Below are 18,942 nucleotides of genomic sequence, written 5' to 3' on the forward strand. Positions count from 1 at the left end.
GTATTCAACGGATCCTAACTGGCCTGTGCGACTTCGGCCGGCACCTCGATGAACGGTGAGGCGAACATGTATTCCGGGGCCTGCGAGGTGTCGTACCCACTGTGTCGGACGATCAGGAACTGAAAGCCGGAGAGCTGCGGCCACACGGGATCGTTTTCTTCGATGCTGCGGGCCACGCATCCACGCAGCAGGGCGAACTCGACCGTTTTTTCCAGTTCGACTCTTTTCCCTCTGGCGGCATCCAGATTGAAACAGAGGTCGAAGACCGCTTTCTCTCCGCGCCGTTTCGGGAACCACACGGTGTGGCTCCAGGAACGCGGAGTGATGGACGATGCCGCCTTCCATTCCGACTGCTCTCCTGACGTCGTCAGGGTGCGGTAGAGGACGTGAAAGTCGTGGCGAGCCGGAAGCGGGGCGAAGAACCGCCAGTTGGGGATCAGGTTCCCGATGAAGCTCATGGGGCGGAGGCGGTCGAAGACTCGGTTGGGGTGTTGGCTCAGGAGGGTGGCCACCAGCCATGCGGCAAGGGCCATCTCGATACCGCGCGTCACCAGATCGGATGTTTCGGGCGAGGTGCGGGGGATTTTACGTGTGCTGATCTTCACGAGGCCTCACCTGCTTCAGCTCGATCTGCTTCGAGACTTTCGCCGAACTGTCCGATCAGATGGAACACCTCCTTTCGGAAGAGCAGCTCGTCATGCGCTGTCCGCTCGATGACGTGCATTTCGGAACGGGGTGCCCCGGCTGCCAGCTCGCTGTACAGTTCGCGCACGGTCTTGTCCGTCAGATGCGTGCGGTCGGCTGACACGAGACATGTAGGAACACTGATCTTCGGGAGCTCGCCGTTATAGCCGAGAAACTCTTGCTGGGTCGCGTTCCATTCCCTCTTCGCTGCTTCCCAGAGTTTCCAGTCACGATACTGATCGAGACAGAGTCCCTGTAGATCCGCAGGGAAATTCTTCAGCCATGCCGGCACCTCAAGCAGTCCTCCGAGGCCCAAACGGAGCGAGAGGGGCATGAGGAGAAGATTGAAGGAAATATGCTCTGCCCCTTTCGCCTGAGCGGAAGAGCGCAGCAACTCGCCTGGGTGGCTCGGATCCAGCAGGCAGAGACCGCGAACGAGGTCGCGCATCTGCTCTGCCGCGCGCAGTGCAAGATACCCGCCGAGCGAGTGGCCGACGATCACCACCGGACGGCTGCCGCAGGCATGGCGGACGAGCTCCTCCAAGTCCAGCACGGAGGATCGCAGGGTGAACGGCTCTTTCTCGTGGAACTCGCTGCGTCCATAGCCGGCCCGGCTGTAGACAAGTGTCGGATAATTCAGGCCGAGGTTGAGCTCCATCCAATACCAGTACTCCGCTGTTGAAGCCATCGCGGTTTCGAACACCAGGACCGGGGTTTCGGAGGAAACCGGAGCAGTCGGCTCCGTCATTCTGTAGGCAAGGATGTTTCCCTTGCTCGTCTCGAACATCGACTCGTCGCCGCGGCCGCGCAAGACTCGGCGGTGACGCAGCGCCTGGGCTGCGAATCCCGTCACGGCAACGCCGGCCAGCAGGCCTGCAAAGGCGCGGGGGAGGGTGTCGTGACGGCTGTTCACGAAGACCTCCCCGAGGCGAGGGCGGCCGGGGCCACAGGTCTGCGCTGTGCTGCGTACAGGACCGCGGGGTAGGTGGAGGTGAAAGCCCACACGAAACGACCGAGACCCATCACTCGGGCGTTGGCCAGGTGAAACATCCCGAGCGTGGCGAGCATCAGGGGAGCCGGCCTGCCCTTGGCGAGAAATACCACAGGGAAGGCGCATTCCAGAGCCAGTACGCTATGGGCCGTCAGTTTGGTCAGAGTGGGGTGACGCTGGGCCATTTCATAGGCCTTTGGCTCACCGAAGGACTCCGTCCGGAGAATGCCGGGCAGGGCATCGCCGGATCGCCAGATATCGCTGGGCAGCTTGGCGTATCCGGCGGCGGCATACGACATGGTCGACTGAAGAGCCACATACCACAGGCACGCATCGATCAATCGTGGCTTGCCGCTCGTCCTCGCTATCGCGGCTGCCGCCTCCACGTGAAAGCTCAGCTGATCCGTGCCGTCATTTCCGTACGGCTGTGTCAGATTGTTCGCCATGGAGGTCAACGCCAGCATGCTGTTTGCCGCGGCCCGAAGGCGTCGAGGTGCGCTCGGGGCCAGTAGTGACGCGGCGGCGAGCACGCGGGCGATGTGAATCGTCCGAACACTACGCGGATCTGCGAGCACATCGATCGCGCGGCGAACCAACGGGTGCCTCGCGGCGTGTATCTCACGCACCTCATCCCAGTGATTCAAACCGCCGGGTTGCCGGTCCCGTGCCGAGGCGAGATTCTCCAGGCTGTGGATGAGGTGAGTAACGGCACTCGTCTGTTCCATGACGGTGAGGGCACGGTCGCGTCCAATGGAAGGAGGCGAGACCAACTTGCCCAAAAGAGAATTGATTCTGGGTTTCATATTTCACCATGCTTTTGCGACAGAATGCACCACGAGGTGGGCCGTGCCCATGAGACACGGGCACGGCCCATTTCTTTCGGAGAAACTCACCGCGGCCTTTCGACCTGAGTGATTAGATCACCAGATCGAGTGAATCGCCGTGGCGACCGCGACCGAGGCCGCGAGTGCTGCCGGGGTGCCCAGAACGGGAACCGTGGTCTCGCTCAGAATCTCCGTTTGCGTCGACGCGATGTGAAGCGCGTCGAGCCTCTCGTCGTGGTTTACGATCGAGGTCAGGGAATCCATTTGCTTACCTCTCTGAGTGTGTCTGATCGAACCCGTCCGCTCGGTGGTCCGCGAAGCAGCGTAATTCTGCTGCAAGCAGGACGGAGGGGGTTATCAGTGGGTGAGAGCCGCCACGGCGCAGTGCACGGCCGCATGCGCCGGCAGCCCGCAAACAGCCAGGGCTGTGTTGACGGCGTCGCTGAGGCTGATGAACATGCCGGGATCCAGGTCCCCGTGGATACTTTCGGTGATGTCCATCGGCAGAGAGCCGATTTCTTCGGAAGCGTTCACCATCTCCAGCACAGGAGACATGATTAACCTCTTTTCCGTTGCGTCTGCACGGAAAGATTCCATGGAAATGGGCGGCAACTGGCAACTGGCAACTCCGCGAGTCGTCAGTTGAGCCGTTCCCCTCTGGTCAGGAGGGGAGGATCGACTCGGCCCATACAGAATCCCCCGTTGATCAATAGAACATTAACGCGGGCACAGGGATGAGTCTGTGGTGTGGATCACAGCGACTTTGGCATGGGGCGAGAGAAAGACCCTCGAAAGGCGCTCGGCGTAATCCTCGTCAAGTTCTTGCAGGTGACATGCAGTCCGTGCGTGTCGGTAGTTGTGCAACTCTTTACAGGATGGCCGAAACCCTTGAGGGCGGGGCTGAAACGCTGGCCTTGATCATCGAAGATGGCCGGGTGTATATGGAGTGTCACCCTTGAAGTGGCCGCCATGTCCGACAATCGAATTGCTTGGTGGTTCGCCTGCAATGTCCGCCTGTCACGCCAGGGCTTACGTATTTGCCGTGCGACGCCGGATGGAGGGAGTGCGGAGGTGAGGACGCGCCCCGGCCCGGGAAGGGCAGGGGCGGCCGTCGGCCTCGTGGCGTCCGGAGCCGGGCCGGCTCAGAGGCCGTAGCTCTTGCCGATGATGTCCCGCTGGATCTCGCTGGTGCCCCCGTAGACGGTGGAGACGACGGCGGCGCGCAGATGCCGTTCCATGCCGTACTCGGTGGCGTAGCCGTAGCCGCCCATCATCTGCATGCACTCCAGCGCGACGCGCTTGGCCGTCTCGGTGGCCTTGAGTTTGGCCATCGACGCCTCGCGCGGGAAGAGCCGGTCCGGCCGGGCGTCGCAGTCCGACGCCACCTCACGCACCAGCAGTCGGGCACACTCGATCTCCGTGGCGAGATCCGCCACGCGGTGCCGCAGCGCCTGGAAGGAGCCGACGGGTCGGCCGAACTGTTCGCGCTCGCGTATGTAGGCGACCGCGTCGTCGAAGGCGCGGCGGCCCAGCCCCAGCATGTTGGCCGCCAGGAAGAGCCGCTCGTGGTTGAGCCCCGCCATCAACTGGCGCCAGCCGGAGCCGACTTCACCGACCACCGCGTCCGGGGGAAGCCGTACGCCGGTGAGGAACACGTCGTTGACCTCGCGGCCGCCCATGGTCTCGATGCCCCGCACCTCCACTCCCGGCGTGTTCATCGGGACGTGGAACATCGTGAGCCCCTCGTGCCGGTCCCCGCCCGTCCGTGCCACCAGCAACATGCTCTCGGCCACATGGGCGTTCGAGATCCAGGTCTTCTGACCCTCGACGAGCCAACTCCCGTCGGGCTGCCGCTCGGCACGGCAGCGCAGGGCGGCCACGTCCGAACCGGCGCCGGGCTCCGACATGGCGACGGCCAGCACCTGACCACGCGCCGCGCCGCCGAGCACCGCACGGCGCTGCTCCTCGGTGCCGAAACGCTCGTACACCTTGGCGGTGATCACGGTGGTGACGAAGCCGCCGGCGGGCACCAGTCCGTAGGAGGTCTCCTCCAGGAAGACGCAGGCGTCGGCGAGGCCGCCGCCCGCGCCGCCGTACTCCTCGGGCAGGCATACTCCGAGCCAGCCGAGGTCGGCGAGCATGGCGTAGATCTTGGGATTGTGGGGCTCCCGGCCGCCCTGGGTGAGCGCGTCCCGCTGCACGGGACTTCCGCACTCGCGCTGGGCGAATTCACGTACGGCGGCGGCGAAATCGGACTGCTGCGGGGTGAGGCGACTGCCCATGGGTCCTCCGAAGACGAGGGAACGGCGTGGTGGGACAACAAGTGAGATACAGATATATGGTTAATGTTTCACTGTATCTATGAAAGGGGTGCGGGTACCGTGAAAGGCACCATGAAGACATCTGCGAACGACTCCCTGCTGGCCCGGGCCATCGCCCGGCCGGAGACAGAGGAAAAGCTGGCGCGGCAGATCCTCGACGCCGCCCTGGAGCAGTTCACGACCTTCGGCCTGCGCCGCTCCTCGGTCGAGGACGTCGCCAAACGGGCCGGCGTCTCGCGCGTCACGGTGTACCGCCGTTTCCAGAGCAAGGACGGACTGGTCGAGGCGTGTCTGCTGCGCGAGGGCAGCCGCTTCTTCCAGGAGCTGGACTCCGCCGTCGCCTCGCTGCCGACGATGGAGGACCGGGTCGTGGAGGGCTTCGTGGTCGCCCTGCGGCACACCAGGGCCCATCCGCTGTTCGGCGGACTGCTGAAGCTCGAACCCGAGGTGGTTCTGCCGTACTTCACCGTCCAGGGCGGCGCCTCCCTCGCCGCCACCACGGACTACCTGACCGCCCATCTGCGGCGCGCCCAGCACACCGAGGGCCGCCCGGAGACCGACCCCCGGCCGGTGGCGGAGCTGATGGTGCGCGTCGCGGTCTCCTTCCTCCTCAACCCGGCCGGCTGTATCGAACTGGGCGACGAGGAGCAGGCCCGCGCGTTCGCCCGCAGATACCTCGCGCCCCTGCTCGACGCCTGACCCTGCGCCCGCCGTCAACGCCGGGAGTGCAGCCACCGCATGAGCGCCACGGCCCTGGCCTTCGTCGCGGCGGGGGTCGCGAACGACGTCAGATCGACCGGCGGTGCGAAGCGCCGGACGGTCACCGACTGCGGGGTGGTGAAGGCCCGCAGTCCGTCCGCGCCGTGGATCCGGCCGAAACCGGAGTCACCGGACCCGCCGAACGGCAGGGCCGGGACGGCGGCGAAGCCCAGCACCGAGTCGACGGAGACCGCGCCCGCCCGCAGCCGGGACGCCAGCGCGGCACCGGCGCGACGGCTGCCGCCGAACACCGCGGCGCCCAGCGCGTAGCGTGACGCGTTCGCGCGCCGGACCGCCTCATCCTCGTCCGCCACGGCGTTCACCGCGACCGTCGGCCCGAAGGTCTCCTCGGTCATGGCGGGCGAGTCCTCGGGTACGTCGACCAGGACCACCGGCTCCACGAAGGCCCCGGCCGCCGGCGCCGATTCCGAGCCGCCGAGCGCCGCGCCCGCCCCCGCCGCCAGCGCATCCTGGACATGCCGCCGCACCACCGCCGTCTGGTCCGGCATCGTCATAGGACCGTAGGCCGCGTCAGGACCGGCGCCCGGGCGCAGGCCCCGGGCCCGCTCGACCACCTTCTCGCACAGCGCCGCGTGCACCTGCCGTACGGCGTAGACGCGTTCGACGCCCGCGCAGGTCTGCCCGGCGTTGCCCATCGCACCCCACACGATCGCGTCGGCCGCGGCATCCAGATCCGCGCCCGCCGTCACGATGACCGCGTCCTTGCCCCCGCACTCCGCCAGGAACGGCGTGAGCGATTCGGCGCACACCGCCATCACCTTGCGCGCGGTCCCCGGGGACCCGGTGAAGGCGACCTTGTCGACTCCGGAGCGGGCCAGCGCCCCACCGGTCGCCGCGGCCCCGGTGACGACGGTGAACAGTCCGGCGTACCCGGGCACGGCCGCGTCGAACAGCTCGGCGAGCAGCACCCCTGTACCGGGGGTGTACTCGGAGGGCTTGAAGACCACGGCGTTACCGGCCGCCAGGGCGTAGCCGATGGATCCCATCGGCGTGTACACGGGGTAGTTCCAGGGGCCGATCACCCCGACGACGCCGAGCGGACGGCGGACCACGGTCGCCGCCTGGTGCATCGCCACCGCCCCGGAGCGCACCCTGCGCCGGCGCAGCACGCGCCCGGCGTTGCGGGCCGCCCACGACAAGTGCTCCAGGGTGAGCAGGAGTTCCAGTTCGGCGTCCTGGCGGGGTTTGCCGGTCTCCGCCGCGACGATCCCCGCCACGGTGTCCAGGGACGACGCCAACTCCCGCTTCCAGCGCAGCAGATGTCCGCGCCGCTTACCGGCGGACAGGGCCGCCCAGCGGGTCCCGGCCGCCCGCGCCCGCCGCACGGCACGGTCGACGTCCAGCGGCCCGTGGACGGGGTACGCGGCGAGGGCCTCACCGGTGACGGGGGAGCGGGAGGTGAAGCTGCCGGGCGGGGAAGTGCGTCGCTCGACGGAATCTGCCCGCGTGCCGTCCGCGGTGGAACCGGGTTCGGTGGGTGCGGCGGTGTCGGTGGAACCGGGTGCCGTGGGTCCGGACGTGTCCGTGGGAGCCGGTTCCGTGAGCCCGGAGGTGTCGGCGGCGGCGGGTTCCGTGTGCCCGGCGGGACCGGTGGTGGCGGGATCCGGCTGTCCGGCGGTGTCGGTGGAGCCCGGTCCCGTGGCTCCGCCGGGTCGGTCGGCGTTCTCGGTGGTGTGGGTCATCGGCGCTCCATCGGTGGGTTCTCGTCGGCGAGCGGGGTCGGTGGCCTGTGGTGGGCCCAGTGCGGGCCGAGGTCGTCGAGCGTCCAGCCGAAGGGGTAGCTGCGGGGTTTGGGCCGGCTCGGCCACCAGCCGGGCCGGGCGGGCAAGTGGCGGGTCAGCAGGGCACGGGTCCGCAGGAGGACGTGGGCCGCCGTGCGTACCGGGCGCGGCTGCGGGCGGAAGCCGAGCGCGGTCAGCAGCGTTTCGTCCAGGACGGCCAGGGCGAGGCGGGCCACGAGCGGTCGCAGTGGCCGCGGGTACCAGTCGGTGATGATCCGCAGGGTGGCCGCGGCGACCCGCCGGTTGGCGGGGTCGTACGCGAACATCTCCTTCTCGTAGGTGTCGTGGAGCTGTTCGAACCCGGCGTAGTCGGCGGGGAGATCGGTGATCCCCATCATCTCGCCCATGCGCCGACCGACCAGGGCCAGACTCTCGGCCTCCTGCGGGCACAGCGGCCGCCAGCCGTACCGGTCGATCCACCGCTTGGGTCCGACCACGGTCGTCGCCAGGACGTACAGGTAGTCCTCGTTCGGTATGCGGTAACGGCCGTGGATGCGGTTGAGGTGACGGGCGGTGGCCCGGCCGTGCGGGGAGTCCATGCCGTGGCGGACCATCTCGTACGCGATCAGCACCGTGTCGTCGTAGCGCTTCTGTCCCGCGCGCTCGAACTCCTGCGTTCGGTCGAGGAGTTGAGAGATGCGGGGCACGCCGTAGTCGCGCAGGAAGGCGACGGACACACCCTGCATGTAGTCCCAGGGGAACTCGTACCGGGTGATCCACCGGAAGATCTCCTCGTGGTCGTGCCGGGGATCCATCCGGCGGATCCGTTCGAGCCGGCTGTAGCGGCCCATGGGTGATGCCTCCTATCGGCTGTCGGGCTGGCGGCCTATCGGGCTGTCGGGCTATCGGGTGTGACTGTGCGCGCTCAGGCCGGAGAAGTTGACCGTCTCGGCGTCGACCAGCACCTGGCCGGCCTCCACCGCCGTGACCGACAGCTCGGGCAGCTGAACGGCGATCGGCAGGTTCGCCGGCACGACGTCGGCGCCGATGCAGATGCGCGGGGTGGCGACGTCGATGACGGGGATGGTGAGGGAGCCGGAGAGCCGGGTGACGTAGATGTCGACCTGCGGGATGTCGAGGTCCACGTCGATCGTCTGCACCTGGCCCGGCGTCTCCAGACGGAAGGTGTAGTCGTCCGCGACGAGCCGGTCCGCGTGCACCCAGAGCACCTTGAGCTGCCCGCCGCCGACCGTCCCGAGATAGGTGGCGCCGTGGACGATGGCCCCGTAGGCGGTCAGGCTGTCCGCACCGACCTGGGGATAGACGGTGTTGACCGGGTAGGCCGCGCGGGGACGGCCCGGCTGGTCCCCGACGACGACGGGCGGGCGCAGGGCCGTCAGGTCGTCGGGGTCCGCGGGCATCTCGCCCGGCTCGGGGTTGGGCAGTCCGCCGGTGTCGACGCCGGTCAGGCACGGGAGGGTGACCTGGGGGCCCAGGACGGCTCCGGGCCGGTCCGCGGGCCCTTCGGTGCCGGCTCCGTCGTCCGGACCGCCGCCCTGGTCGGCGTCGCCCCCCGACGAGTCCGGGGCCGAGTCCGAGCCCGCCGAAGGGCTCGCGTTCGGGCCCGCGGAAGGGCCCGTGGACGGGCCGGGGGTGGCGCCGGGGGAGGCGGATCCCGTGGGGGAGGGGCCGGCCTCGGCCGCCGGGGACTCCGACGGAGTCGCGGACGGCGCTGTGGACGAGGTGTCGCCCGACCCCCACTCCCATGGCCAGCCGTTCGTCGGCCAGGGCAGCGGGAACAGGCCGGTGCCGGGGTGCGCCGCGGCGCCGGTGGCACCCGGGAGCATCGCGGCCGCCAGCGCCGTGGTCAGGACGAAGAGGACCGCGCCCCGCGCACCGGCCCGGCGCCCGCGGTACCGGGCTCGGCCCTCATCGGCTTTTGGGCGGCCGCTCGCTCCGTCCCCGGCGGCCGGGGCATCGGCGGTCCGCTCCGCACCGGCTGTCGCGCCCGTAGTCCGCTCCGCTCGGGCTGCCGCGCCCGCGGGCTGCGCGGAGGCCGGCTGCGTGGAGGCAGGCCGTGCGGAGGCGGGGCCTTGAGGCGTTTGCGGTTCTCGGGGGCCTTCCTCGGGGTGCCGGTTGCCCGGCATCCAGCCGAAGGCCATGGAGGAGCCGATGAGGCCCGCCAGCATGCCGATGCCGAAACCGCCCAGGTTCGTCGTCGCCATCGAGGTCAGGGACGCGACGGCCGTGACGACCGAGACGAACATGCGCTGGTCGGGCTTGAAGAGGAAGAAGATCCCGCCCGCGACGAGGACCACGGCGATACCGGCGGCCGACATCGCGCCCACCCCGACCCTGATCATCAGTGGCAGCGGGGCGAGCGGGATGGCGACCATCTCGATTCCGCCCGCGATCACCCACACCGCCGCCCAGAACGGACGTCTCCTGCGCCAGGCGCGCAGCGAGCGGCGAACCCGCCGCGCGGGCAGGACCCGGTCGATCCAGTCCCCGGTCTCCCGGGCCAGCTCCGACAGGAAGCCGAGAACGAAAGCGAACATGCCCGAACCCGTCTCTCGGCGCCGTCAGAAGCACTGCTTGCCGGAACGGCTGAACTCGATCTCCAGCTTCTCCAGCGTCAGCGTGCCGCCGTTGGCCGAGTAGGCGGTGCTCCGCAGGTCATGGGCGACCGCGGTGTCCGCCTGCACTCCGAACACGCCCTTCGGCCCGGTCACGCCCGGCGCGCCGGTCAGGGTGGACGCGTCCCGGCCGGCCTGTACACCGGTGACCTTTCCGCCGCCCCCGGTGAGCGCGTCGGCGTTCACCACGAGGTTGGTGCCCGCGAGCGGCTTGTCCGCGCCCGAGTGCACCAGCATGGAGATCTCTCCGACCAGCGGAAGCTTCTGCTTGAGCGAGACGCACACGTCGGAGACGGTGCCGTCCTTGACGGCCGCGAGCAGGACCGGCCTGGCGTCGTCGGCCGAGCCGCCGATGGAGGAGGGGAAGGACGACACGCCCTGCGCGGTGACCTCCGAGGCGGACACCTTGAACGCCGTGCCGGATACGGCGAACGAGGCGGCGATCGCCCCTTCCGCGAGCGCGATGCCCAGCGCGCCCACCGCCAGGGTGCAGGGGACGAACATCAGGGCGCTGCGCCGCCAGTGCGTCCGACCCTCGTCCGCGTTTCCGATATGTGCATATCTGTCCCTCACGGTGTTTTCCTTACCTTTAGGGGTGAATGCCGGGATCCCGCGTCGGGGTGTCGTCGAGAGAGTCGAAGATACAAAAACTATTGACTTGTTTCACAGGGCGCGTCAATACTCCGGACACGACGGAGAAACGGAGGCGTCATGACCGGCGTACCGCACACGTCAGGACGATCAACTCAGTTGGCTTCAGGGAGAGTTGAGATACCAGCGCAGATCCGCGCACCGCGCAGGGGAGGGGTCGTCTGGCGCTGCTTCGGCGACGCCCGCGCCACCCTGATGGCACCCCAGCTGCTGCTTCTCCAGGTCTCGCACCCCGTGGTCGGGGCAGGCGTCGCCGACCACAGCACCTTCCGTGCCGAGCCCTGGCCGCGCCTGATCCGCACCCTGCTCTCGCTCACCACGGTCGTCTACGGCGGCCAGGAGGCGGCCACCGCCGAGGCACGCCGCCTCCTCCACGTGCACACCGGGATGAAGGGCACCGACGCGCAGGGCCGCCGCTACCACGCCCTCAACCCCGAGGCGTACCACTGGGTGCACGCGACCCTGGTCAAGGGACCCGTGGACGCGCTTCGCCTGTTCGGCAAGGGCATGTCGGACGGTGAACTGGACGAGTACTACCGAGGGATGCGGGACGTGGGCCGCGTATGGGGCCTGAAGGAGCATCACCTTCCGCCCGACTGGCCCGCGTTCCTCGACTACTACGACGAGATGGTCGCCCACCGGCTGGAGTTCAACCAGTCGGTCCAGGACGTCCTCGACGAACTCGCCCGCCCCGCCAAGCCGTTCCGCCGACTGCCCGGTCCGCTGTGGTCGCCCTTCGCCCGGCTCGCCGCCCACTACGCCCTGCTGGTCACCGTGGGTACCCTGCCCCCTGTTCTGCGCGAGCGGCTGCACCTGACCTGGAGCCCACGGCAGGAACGCGCCCTGCGCCGTTTCGCCCGCGCCGTGCGGTTTCTGATGGCCCTCGTGCTTCCGCCGCTGCGGATCGCCGTCTCCCTCGCCATCGCCTACTGGGCCACCCACCGGCCCGGCACCGACCCCGCCACCCGGCGGCCCCTGGGAGCGTGCTGACGTGAACGCCCGCCCGGATCACCCCACGAGCGCCGCCGCCCGACCCGGACGGGGCGACCCCGGCGCCCGTCCCGTCCCGGAGCCGTTCGGCCCGGGAACGATCCTCTGGGACATCGCCGGTGACATACGCCTGCTGCTCTCCCTGCCGGCCGCCGTCGTGCTCCAGGTCGCCCACCCGGCGGTCGGAGCGGGCGTCGACGAGCATTCCGTGTTCCGCACCGACCCCTGGGGCCGGGCGCGCCGCTCCCTGGAATCCCTCCAGCTGTGGATCTACGGGGGTGAGCGGGCGATCGAGGAGGGCCGCAGGCTGCGCACGGTGCACAAGAGCATCAGCGGCACCGACACCCGTGGCCGCCCCTACCACGCGCTCACCCCGGCCCACTACGCCTGGGTGCACGCCACCGCCTACCCGGCCTTCCTGTCCTCCGCCCGGTACCTGTCCCGCCCGCTCGACGAAGGCGAGGAACGCCGGCTGTACGACGAACTGCTCCGGCTCGGCGACATCCTCGGCATCGGACGGCGGGACATGCCGGCCACGCCCGAGGAGTACTGGCCGTACTTCGAGCGGATGGTCCGGGACGAGCTGGAGAACACGGTGGTCGTGCGCGAACTGCTCGACCCGCGGCGGCCGGTTTCCCCGCCCGATGGCTCGGGCGCCCTCGTGCGCAGGTTCTGGCCCCTGTTCCGTCCGCCCATGGCCCGGCTCCACGTATTCGTCACCACGGGTCTGCTGCCGCCCGTCGTCCGTGACCATCTGGGGGTGACGTGGACGGCACGGGACGAGCGCAGGATGCGCCGTCTGGGCTTCGTCGTCCGTACGGTCGTCCCGCTGCTGCCGGAACGCCTGCGCTACCTGCCCGTGGCCCGGGCGGCCCGGCGCGCCGCCCGCGCCTGAGCCCGGCCCTTCGCGCGGTCGAGGGGCGACCTGGCCGACTCGGGACGGATCGGCTCGGCCCGGGCCGGGCCGGCGGGATCAGGAAGGGGACTCCGCCTCGAGCTCCCGCTTCAGGTTGCGCAGTGTCCTGGCGATGTTGTCCGTCTGGAAGTCGGCGAACGTCCGGCCGCCGGTGGCGACCCGGTCGAAGGCGTTGGCGACGAACGACGGCCAGGCCCGCCGGTCGTCCGTCCAGGTCTCCGTGACGCGGGTGGCGCCGCCCTCGGGCTCGAAGCGGTACTCCCAGGTGGCGATCGGACCTCGCAGCCGCGGCCGGCTCAGCCCGATCGCGTGCACCCGGAAGGCGAAACGGCGACCGGAGTCCGCGGCCGTCACCGTGCACCGCGTGACCCAGCGGAACGCCCCCCGTTTGTTCCGGCCGTCGAACGTGGTCCCCAGCGCGGCCGACGTGTCCGCCGCGGGCACGGTGGCCCCGAGGTTCTCCGGACTCCACCGTCCCATCTGCGCGGGCCGGCTGACCGCGTCGTAGGCCGCCTCCGGCGGGACCTCTATCACGATGCTGTCGGACACGGTGAACCTGCGGGCCACGGCGACTCCAATCCTCGGGAACGCGCAGCTTACTCGCCAGTAGCAAGTGTGCGGAACGTGCCGGTGCCGGTGCCGGCACCGAGCGGAACCCCCCCGCAGCATGCGTGAGCTCTTCATCGAGCAGGAGCCTTCGAAGCTGTCCGCGTCCCGGCGGTGTGCCGGTCCAGGCCGGACGGGGGCGTCATGCCAGGAGCGTCACGCCGGGTCGGGAGCCTGAAGGAAGCGGAGCAGTACGGCGGCCTCCGCGCGGAGCAGCGCGGCTCGCTCGGCGTGCGCGGGTGCCGTCAACTGCGCCGCGGCCGCGAGACGTTCGTCGGCTTCGGCGCGCACCACGGCCAGCACGCCCTGCTCGCTCAGTGCGCACCGCGCCACCTCGGTGGCGCCGGCTCCGACCGGCGACTGCTCCAGGGCCAGGCCACGGAGCTCGGCTTCGCGCACGGGCGCGGCCTCGGCGTTGTCCAGCGCGGCGAGTGTCGTGCGCAGGGCGCTCACCGCGGCCTTGTCACGGGCGCGCATCGCTTCCGGCAGTGCTTGACGCATACGAAGACGTAGAGACATGTCGGTGACCTTATGGCGGGGGCACCTGGATGCACCACGCGATATGGACGAGGGCCAGAGCTCCGGGGGTACGGCCGACCGGGGCGGTGCCGACGCCGCCCCGCCCCGCCCCGGAAGATCGCTCGCACTTGATCGGGTCAGAGGCGCTCGGCGATCCTGCCCGCGACGGTGACCGCGATCTCGATCGCCCGTGCCGCGAGTGGGGAGTGAGTGCGATGCGCCTGCCACAGCAGGAAGATCTCGCGTGGCGGGAGTTCCGGCTCGAGCTCGTGGACGCACAGTGACGGATCGGAGCCGATGTCGGCACTGTGGACGGTGAGTTGGGGCAGGACCGCCGAACCCAGACCGGCGCGCACCATCGACAGCACGGTCTCGTTGCCCGCGGTACGGCACACGACGTGCGGCCGGACCCCGTGGCTCGCGAGCGCCTGCTCCAGCCGGGCCTGGTCGCAGATCGGCGGGTACGCCACCATCGGTGCGCCGTCGAGCAGGGCCGGGCGCACCGGACCTTCGGGGAAGGTGCCCCGACGGGCCACCAACAGGTAGGGATCGTCGAGCAGTTTGCGGTGTTCCACGTCGCCGTCGACGCGGCCGTCGAAGAACATCAGGTCGAGGTCCTGGACGTGCGGCCGGTCGGTCTCCTCCTCGAACAGCCTGATGTCGCAGCCTGGGTGCTCGTCCCGGAGTCCGCGTACGACCAGCGGGAGGATCACGTTGGACACGCTCTGGAAGGTGCCGATGTCGATCCGGCCGTCGCCGGCCTTGAACCGGTCGACGGCTGCCGCCATCGCCTGGGCCCTCGCCAGCAGTTCGCGTCCGTGGGCCAGGACCACCGTGCCGAGTGGAGTGATCCGCACCGGCTTCGGCCCGCCCGGCCGGTCGAACACGGCACCGCCGACGGCCTTCTCCAAAGCCGCGATCTGCTGACTCACCGTCGACTGCGTGTACCCGAGCCGCGCGGCCGCCCGCCCGAACGAGCCCTCGTCGGCCACGGCGGCCATCGCGGTGAGATGCCTCAGTTCAACGTCGGACATGCCCCCACCCTCATCATGAACATCGTCGAACACGATTGACTCGATCACAAACCATCGCTTTTGACAATGGACAGCTTGCTCTAGCGTGGCGTTCATGACCGATCACCCCTCGCGCGGCGAGCGACTTGTCGAGATCGACGAGGTCGAGCTGTGCGTCGAGACCTTCGGAAACCCCGCGAACCCGGCGATCCTGCTCATCGACGGTGCGACCGCCTCGATGCTGTGGTGGGAGACCGAGCTGTGCGAACGGATCGCGCGCGGCGACCGGTTCGTGATCCGCTACGACAACCGGGACACCGGCCGATCCACCAGCTACCCGCCGGGGCGGCCGGGCTACACGTTCGCCGACCTGGCCGGGGACGCCCTCGGCATCCTGGACGTCCTGCGGGTCGAGCGCGCCCACGTCGTCTGCCGGTCCATGTCCGGCGGGCTCGGGCTCATCATCGGGGTGGATCACTCCGACCGGGTGGAGTCACTGACGTTCGTCTCCACCTCCACGGGCGAGGACGGACTTCCGCCGCCGTCGGAGGAACTCGCCGACGCCATTCCCGCAGAGCCGGACCCCGCCGATGCCGGCGCGGTGGTGGACTTCGTCCTCGCATCGGCCAGGGCGTGCTCGGGCGGCTCGCCCTACTTCGACGAGAAGGCCACGCGCGCGCTGGTCGAGCGGGACGTGGCCCGCACCCGTGACGTCGCGTCCACCCTCGTCAACCACTACGCGATGAGCTTCGACGGGTCGTCCCGCGATTTCGCCGCCATCAAGGCGCCGACTCTGGTGGTGCACGGCGACCACGACCCGGTGTGCCCGCTCCCGCACGGACAAGCGCTGCGCGACGCGATTCCCGGCGCGACGCTGCTCATCCTGGAAGGCGCCGGGCACGACCTGCCGAAGCCGCTGTGGGACGTGTTCGTCCCGGCTCTGCTACGGCACACAGGAGGCAGGCGGCCGACCAGGACCGGGTAGCGTTCGGCGCTCTGGCCGAGCCCGGCGCCCCGACCGGATTTCGGCGCCGCCCCGGCGTGCCGCTGTGGGCGGAGGAACCCCCCGGTGACGTCAAATGGCGTCGAACCGCTGCGCCGCGGGCCGGAAACAGTGTCGCCGGACCAGGCGCGAGGCGTACCCGCGACGTCGGCCCTGCCGACGTCGGTATCGAGAGGATCCGGTGACGGCGATGTCCGACCTGTTCGACTACGACGCGGAATTGCGCCTGCACAACGAGGTCTTCCGCGCCGCCGCCCGCGTCGGCTCCCGCGACCGTGTGCTCGACGTCGGCTGTGGCACCGGCCAGTCCACGCGTGAGGCCGCCCGCGCCGCCGTCGACGGAAGCGTGCTGGGCGTCGACGTCTCCGCGCCCATGCTCGAACGGGCCCGCCGGCTCAGTGACGACCAGGGACTGGCCAACATCACCTACCAGCGGGCGGACGCCCAGGTTCACCCCTTCCCCCCGGAGCGCTTCGACCTCTGTATCAGCAGGTTCGGAACGATGTTCTTCGCCGACCCGGTCGCCGCGTTCACCAACATCGGGCGGGCTCTGCGCCCCGCGGCGCGCCTGGTGCTGCTGGTGTGGCAAGAGCGCGACCGCAACGAGTGGGCCACCGAGATCCGCCGGAGCCTCACCGCCACATCGGACACGTCAGCCACATCGGATACACCAGCCGCATCAGGCACACCCGGCGGCCCGAACCCGTTCTCGCTCGCCGACCCGACCCGCACGGAAGGCATCCTCGCGGCGTCCGGCTTCGCGGACGTCGGCTTCACCGACGTGCACGAGCCCGTCTACTACGGCCCCGACAGCGCCACGGCCTTCGACGCCGTGCTCCGCCTGTGGGAGTTCAAGGACCTGCTCGCCGGCCTCGACCCCGCGGCGGCCGAGCAGGCACGCACCCGGCTGCGCACGACCCTCGACGCCCACCACACCGCGAGCGGCGTGCACTTCGATTCGCGTGCCTGGATCGTCACGGCTCGCCGCCGTCCCTGAGGGCCGCGGGACCACGTCCGCGGACTGCTCGATGGCGGGCTGTCAGTGCCGGCCCACCGAGATCGTCGCTGGGCGGGCCGGCGCATCTGTGCCATGCCCCGCTTCAGATGCAGATCACGATCTTTCCACGGGTGCGTCCACGCTCGGCGTGCGCGTGGGCGTCGGCGATCCGCTCCAGGGGGTAGGTCTGTTCGATACGGGGTGTGTAGCGGCCCTGCCGGCCCAGTTCCGCGGCCGCGGACAGGAGGGTGGAGTCGTTCTCCGCGTTGACGACGTGGGTGCCCAGGCGCTGCCCGCCTGCGTGGTCGGCGACCGTCGCGACGCGCGTCGGGTCGCCCGTGATCGCGACGAGGTCGTCCAGGGATCCGGAGGCCGCGGTGTCGAGCGCGATGTCGACGCCGTGCGGAGCGAGAGCGGAGAGGCGCTGCCCGAGGCCGGGGCCGTAGGTGGTGGGGACGGCGCCGAGAGAGGTGAGGAACTCGTGGTTGCGTTCGCCTGCTGTCCCGATCACGGTGGCACCTTGTGCGATGGCGATCTCGACTGCCGCGCTGCCCACGCCTCCGGCGGCGCCCTCGACGAGCAGGGTGCGCCCCGCGAGGGGGCCGAGCGCGTTCAGGCCACGCATCGCCGTCACGGACGCGAGACCGGCGCCCGCGGCCTGCTCGTCGTTCCACGTGTCGGGGGCGTGGGCCCAGGCCGAGAGGACGACCAGCTCCGCGGTCGCGCCGGTGACACCGCCCAGCCCGAAGACGCGGTCGCCGATGCCCACCCCCTGCACTCCGTCACCGATCTCGTCGACCACGCCGGCGGCGTCGCGCCCGGGAACGGCGGGTAGCTCCAGGGGGATCAACTGGTGCAGGACGCCGGCGCGCAGCTTCCAGTCGATGGGATTGACGCCGGCCGCCGCGACGCGGACGCGGATCTCACCAGGTCCGGGGTGAGGGACGGGGGCCTGCTCGATCACCAGGCTCTCCGCTCCGCCGTACTCATGGAAGCGGGCTGCACGCATAATGTCCTGCCTTGCCTTTATAGGTGGAAATAATGGTGTTCATTCGACGCCCCGTCGGTGTGAACCTGAGGTCGACGTGAGGTTCACACCGGCAAGCCGGCTGCCTTCCGGTCAGAGGAAGGCGGGTGCGGATCGGTGAGGTTGCCGAGCGGACGGGCGGCCACCTGCCCCGACAACCACGATCCCGCCCACTGCCGGAATACCTCTCGCCGAGTCGATGCTCCGGAAGATATCCAGAAGGTCGGTCACCAGCTGGATACCAAGACCGCAGACAGGAGACCCTCGATGACGCAACGGCCACCGCTGCCACCCGACTTGTTCGACGAGCTGTGCCCGTCCTCGCTGCTGCCCTTCCGCTTCGGTGACAAATGGGCACCCATGGTTCTCCGCTGTCTGGAGGACGGCCCGCGCAGATACTCCGAACTCCGCGTGCCACTGGCCCGCGTCACCCCGAAGGTGCTCACCCAGTCGCTCCGCGGTCTGGAGCGAAGCGGGTTCGTGTCACGCACCGTGCACGCCGACCCGAAACTGAGGGTGGAGTACGCGCTGACGCCGCTGGGCCGCAGCGCGCTGGAGCCGCTCGACGCCGCGTGCCGGTGGGCGGCCGAGCACTGGGACGAACTGCTCGACGCCCGCGAGGGCGTCGAGGGCGGCATCTCCTCCGTCGGCTGATTCGAACCTGCGTCGGCGCGTGCCGCACCGGACGAGCCGCACCTCCGTGTTCACTCGGGGAGTCGCCGACAGCGCTGTCCGCGGCCCAGCCGCAGCCACCGCCCGCGGTGCAGACGGGCGGAAGTCTCGGTGAAGCCGGCCCGGCTGCTGAACGACGCCGGCCTCGTCGTGTTCCTGACCGTGCGCCAGCCCGCCTCGGCCTGCCGCCGCCTCCACAGCCGCGCGACGACCTCCTGCTCCCGCCGCCCGCAGATACGAATCGAGACGGGAAGCGATCCGCTCAACGCGTTCATCGAGGAGGGACGACCAGGTGTCGGTGGGGGCTGCGTACCCGCACTCCACCACGTCCGCAGATTCGAGCCGGTGCGGTCTGCAAGGGGAGGCTTTCAGTCGCTTTCTGCCTGCGGGAGGCGGGCTGTTGCCGCCTGTCCGGGCTCTCTGCGTGTCCTATGCAAGCTTCTGTGCCTTTCATGCACGCGAAGGGGAGGGGCTGATTCCTGCCCGTATGGCGCGGCAAACGGCGGGAACCGCACGGATCTTTGTGCGATTCCTGTGTCAGTTTGTGTGCGCCTGGAGACCACTGGGGTCTCCGGGGTCGTCCTTCCTGTG

Annotated in this window: 20 protein-coding genes; 6 read left to right on the forward strand and 14 right to left on the reverse strand. The window is 69.7% G+C overall.

Annotated features, from left to right (window positions below; genetic code table 11):
• Positions 1 to 14: 14 nt before the first annotated feature.
• The 6 genes from ASD48_RS29210 to ASD48_RS29230 form a co-directional block, all read right to left on the reverse strand.
• Positions 15 to 605: a hypothetical protein gene (locus ASD48_RS29210; RefSeq protein WP_057604734.1), complete on the reverse strand. Its 591-nt coding sequence runs from the start codon at positions 603 to 605 to the stop codon at positions 15 to 17.
• Positions 602 to 1,597: an alpha/beta hydrolase gene (locus ASD48_RS29215; RefSeq protein WP_057604735.1), complete on the reverse strand. Its 996-nt coding sequence runs from the start codon at positions 1,595 to 1,597 to the stop codon at positions 602 to 604. Before ASD48_RS29215 ends, ASD48_RS29210 begins: the two co-directional genes overlap by 4 nt.
• The gene (locus ASD48_RS44465) at positions 1,594 to 2,478 is read right to left on the reverse strand and encodes a hypothetical protein (RefSeq protein ID WP_157880721.1); all 885 of its coding nucleotides are present in this window, start codon (positions 2,476 to 2,478) and stop codon (positions 1,594 to 1,596) included. The genes ASD48_RS29215 and ASD48_RS44465 overlap by 4 nt, the downstream gene beginning before the upstream one ends.
• A 117-nt stretch (positions 2,479 to 2,595) precedes the next feature.
• Positions 2,596 to 2,763 carry a hypothetical protein gene (locus ASD48_RS44470; protein ID WP_157880722.1) on the reverse strand — a complete coding sequence of 56 codons (168 nt, stop codon included), beginning with the start codon at positions 2,761 to 2,763 and terminating at the stop codon, positions 2,596 to 2,598.
• A 93-nt stretch (positions 2,764 to 2,856) separates the two neighbouring features.
• Positions 2,857 to 3,054 carry a hypothetical protein gene (locus ASD48_RS29225; RefSeq protein WP_157880723.1) on the reverse strand — a complete coding sequence of 66 codons (198 nt, stop codon included), beginning with the start codon at positions 3,052 to 3,054 and terminating at the stop codon, positions 2,857 to 2,859.
• Between the two features lie 587 nt (positions 3,055 to 3,641).
• Positions 3,642 to 4,781: an acyl-CoA dehydrogenase family protein gene (locus tag ASD48_RS29230; RefSeq protein ID WP_057604738.1), complete on the reverse strand. Its 1,140-nt coding sequence runs from the start codon at positions 4,779 to 4,781 to the stop codon at positions 3,642 to 3,644.
• Between the two features lie 111 nt (positions 4,782 to 4,892).
• Here ASD48_RS29230 and ASD48_RS29235 point away from each other — a divergent pair, with 111 nt between their 5' ends.
• Entirely contained in the window at positions 4,893 to 5,519 is a 627-nt protein-coding gene (locus ASD48_RS29235; protein WP_057604739.1) for a TetR/AcrR family transcriptional regulator, read from the forward strand.
• A gap of 14 nt (positions 5,520 to 5,533) precedes the next feature.
• Here the strand turns inward: ASD48_RS29235 and ASD48_RS29240 are convergent, their stop codons facing one another.
• From ASD48_RS29240 to ASD48_RS29255, 4 genes are read right to left on the reverse strand one after another with little or no spacing between them, the layout of a single operon-like run.
• On the reverse strand, positions 5,534 to 7,282 hold the full coding sequence (locus ASD48_RS29240; protein WP_057604740.1) for an aldehyde dehydrogenase family protein: 1,749 nt from the start codon (positions 7,280 to 7,282) through the stop codon (positions 5,534 to 5,536).
• The gene (locus ASD48_RS29245) at positions 7,279 to 8,172 is read right to left on the reverse strand and encodes an oxygenase MpaB family protein (protein ID WP_057604741.1); all 894 of its coding nucleotides are present in this window, start codon (positions 8,170 to 8,172) and stop codon (positions 7,279 to 7,281) included. Before ASD48_RS29245 ends, ASD48_RS29240 begins: the two co-directional genes overlap by 4 nt.
• 51 nt (positions 8,173 to 8,223) lie before the next feature.
• Positions 8,224 to 9,879: a DUF6114 domain-containing protein gene (locus ASD48_RS29250; protein WP_057604742.1), complete on the reverse strand. Its 1,656-nt coding sequence runs from the start codon at positions 9,877 to 9,879 to the stop codon at positions 8,224 to 8,226.
• Positions 9,880 to 9,903: 24 nt separating this feature from the next.
• Entirely contained in the window at positions 9,904 to 10,530 is a 627-nt protein-coding gene (locus ASD48_RS29255) for a DUF6230 family protein (RefSeq protein WP_242432766.1), read from the reverse strand.
• Between the two features lie 177 nt (positions 10,531 to 10,707).
• Here ASD48_RS29255 and ASD48_RS29260 point away from each other — a divergent pair, with 177 nt between their 5' ends.
• Both ASD48_RS29260 and ASD48_RS29265 read left to right on the forward strand, forming a co-directional pair.
• Positions 10,708 to 11,598 carry an oxygenase MpaB family protein gene (locus tag ASD48_RS29260; RefSeq protein ID WP_079074038.1) on the forward strand — a complete coding sequence of 297 codons (891 nt, stop codon included), beginning with the start codon at positions 10,708 to 10,710 and terminating at the stop codon, positions 11,596 to 11,598.
• A 1-nt stretch (position 11,599) separates the two neighbouring features.
• Positions 11,600 to 12,493, forward strand: coding sequence for an oxygenase MpaB family protein (locus ASD48_RS29265; protein ID WP_199876007.1), 894 nt, complete (start codon positions 11,600 to 11,602; stop codon positions 12,491 to 12,493).
• Positions 12,494 to 12,571: 78 nt separating this feature from the next.
• Here ASD48_RS29265 and ASD48_RS29270 read toward each other — a convergent pair whose 3' ends face one another.
• The 3 genes from ASD48_RS29270 to ASD48_RS29280 all read right to left on the reverse strand — a co-directional run bounded on the left by ASD48_RS29270 (position 12,572) and on the right by ASD48_RS29280 (position 14,673).
• Complete coding sequence (locus ASD48_RS29270; protein ID WP_057604745.1) at positions 12,572 to 13,081, reverse strand: SRPBCC family protein; 510 nt, start codon at positions 13,079 to 13,081, stop codon at positions 12,572 to 12,574.
• Between the two features lie 195 nt (positions 13,082 to 13,276).
• Positions 13,277 to 13,597, reverse strand: coding sequence for a hypothetical protein (locus ASD48_RS29275; RefSeq protein ID WP_057604746.1), 321 nt, complete (start codon positions 13,595 to 13,597; stop codon positions 13,277 to 13,279).
• Between the two features lie 179 nt (positions 13,598 to 13,776).
• The gene (locus ASD48_RS29280) at positions 13,777 to 14,673 is read right to left on the reverse strand and encodes a LysR family transcriptional regulator (protein ID WP_057604747.1); all 897 of its coding nucleotides are present in this window, start codon (positions 14,671 to 14,673) and stop codon (positions 13,777 to 13,779) included.
• A 94-nt stretch (positions 14,674 to 14,767) separates the two neighbouring features.
• Here ASD48_RS29280 and ASD48_RS29285 point away from each other — a divergent pair, with 94 nt between their 5' ends.
• A complete protein-coding gene (locus ASD48_RS29285; RefSeq protein WP_057605042.1) occupies positions 14,768 to 15,637 on the forward strand; it encodes an alpha/beta hydrolase in 870 nt (289 codons plus the stop codon).
• 208 nt (positions 15,638 to 15,845) lie between these two features.
• Entirely contained in the window at positions 15,846 to 16,652 is an 807-nt protein-coding gene (locus ASD48_RS29290; RefSeq protein WP_057604748.1) for a class I SAM-dependent methyltransferase, read from the forward strand.
• A gap of 103 nt (positions 16,653 to 16,755) precedes the next feature.
• Here ASD48_RS29290 and ASD48_RS29295 read toward each other — a convergent pair whose 3' ends face one another.
• The gene (locus ASD48_RS29295; RefSeq protein ID WP_057604749.1) at positions 16,756 to 17,661 is read right to left on the reverse strand and encodes an NADP-dependent oxidoreductase; all 906 of its coding nucleotides are present in this window, start codon (positions 17,659 to 17,661) and stop codon (positions 16,756 to 16,758) included.
• A gap of 285 nt (positions 17,662 to 17,946) precedes the next feature.
• Here ASD48_RS29295 and ASD48_RS29300 point away from each other — a divergent pair, with 285 nt between their 5' ends.
• Positions 17,947 to 18,333: a helix-turn-helix domain-containing protein gene (locus ASD48_RS29300; RefSeq protein WP_057604750.1), complete on the forward strand. Its 387-nt coding sequence runs from the start codon at positions 17,947 to 17,949 to the stop codon at positions 18,331 to 18,333.
• The last annotated feature ends 609 nt before the right edge of the window (positions 18,334 to 18,942 follow it).

This window comes from Streptomyces sp. Root1310 (genome assembly GCF_001426425.1).
GTDB lineage: Bacteria > Actinomycetota > Actinomycetes > Streptomycetales > Streptomycetaceae > Streptomyces.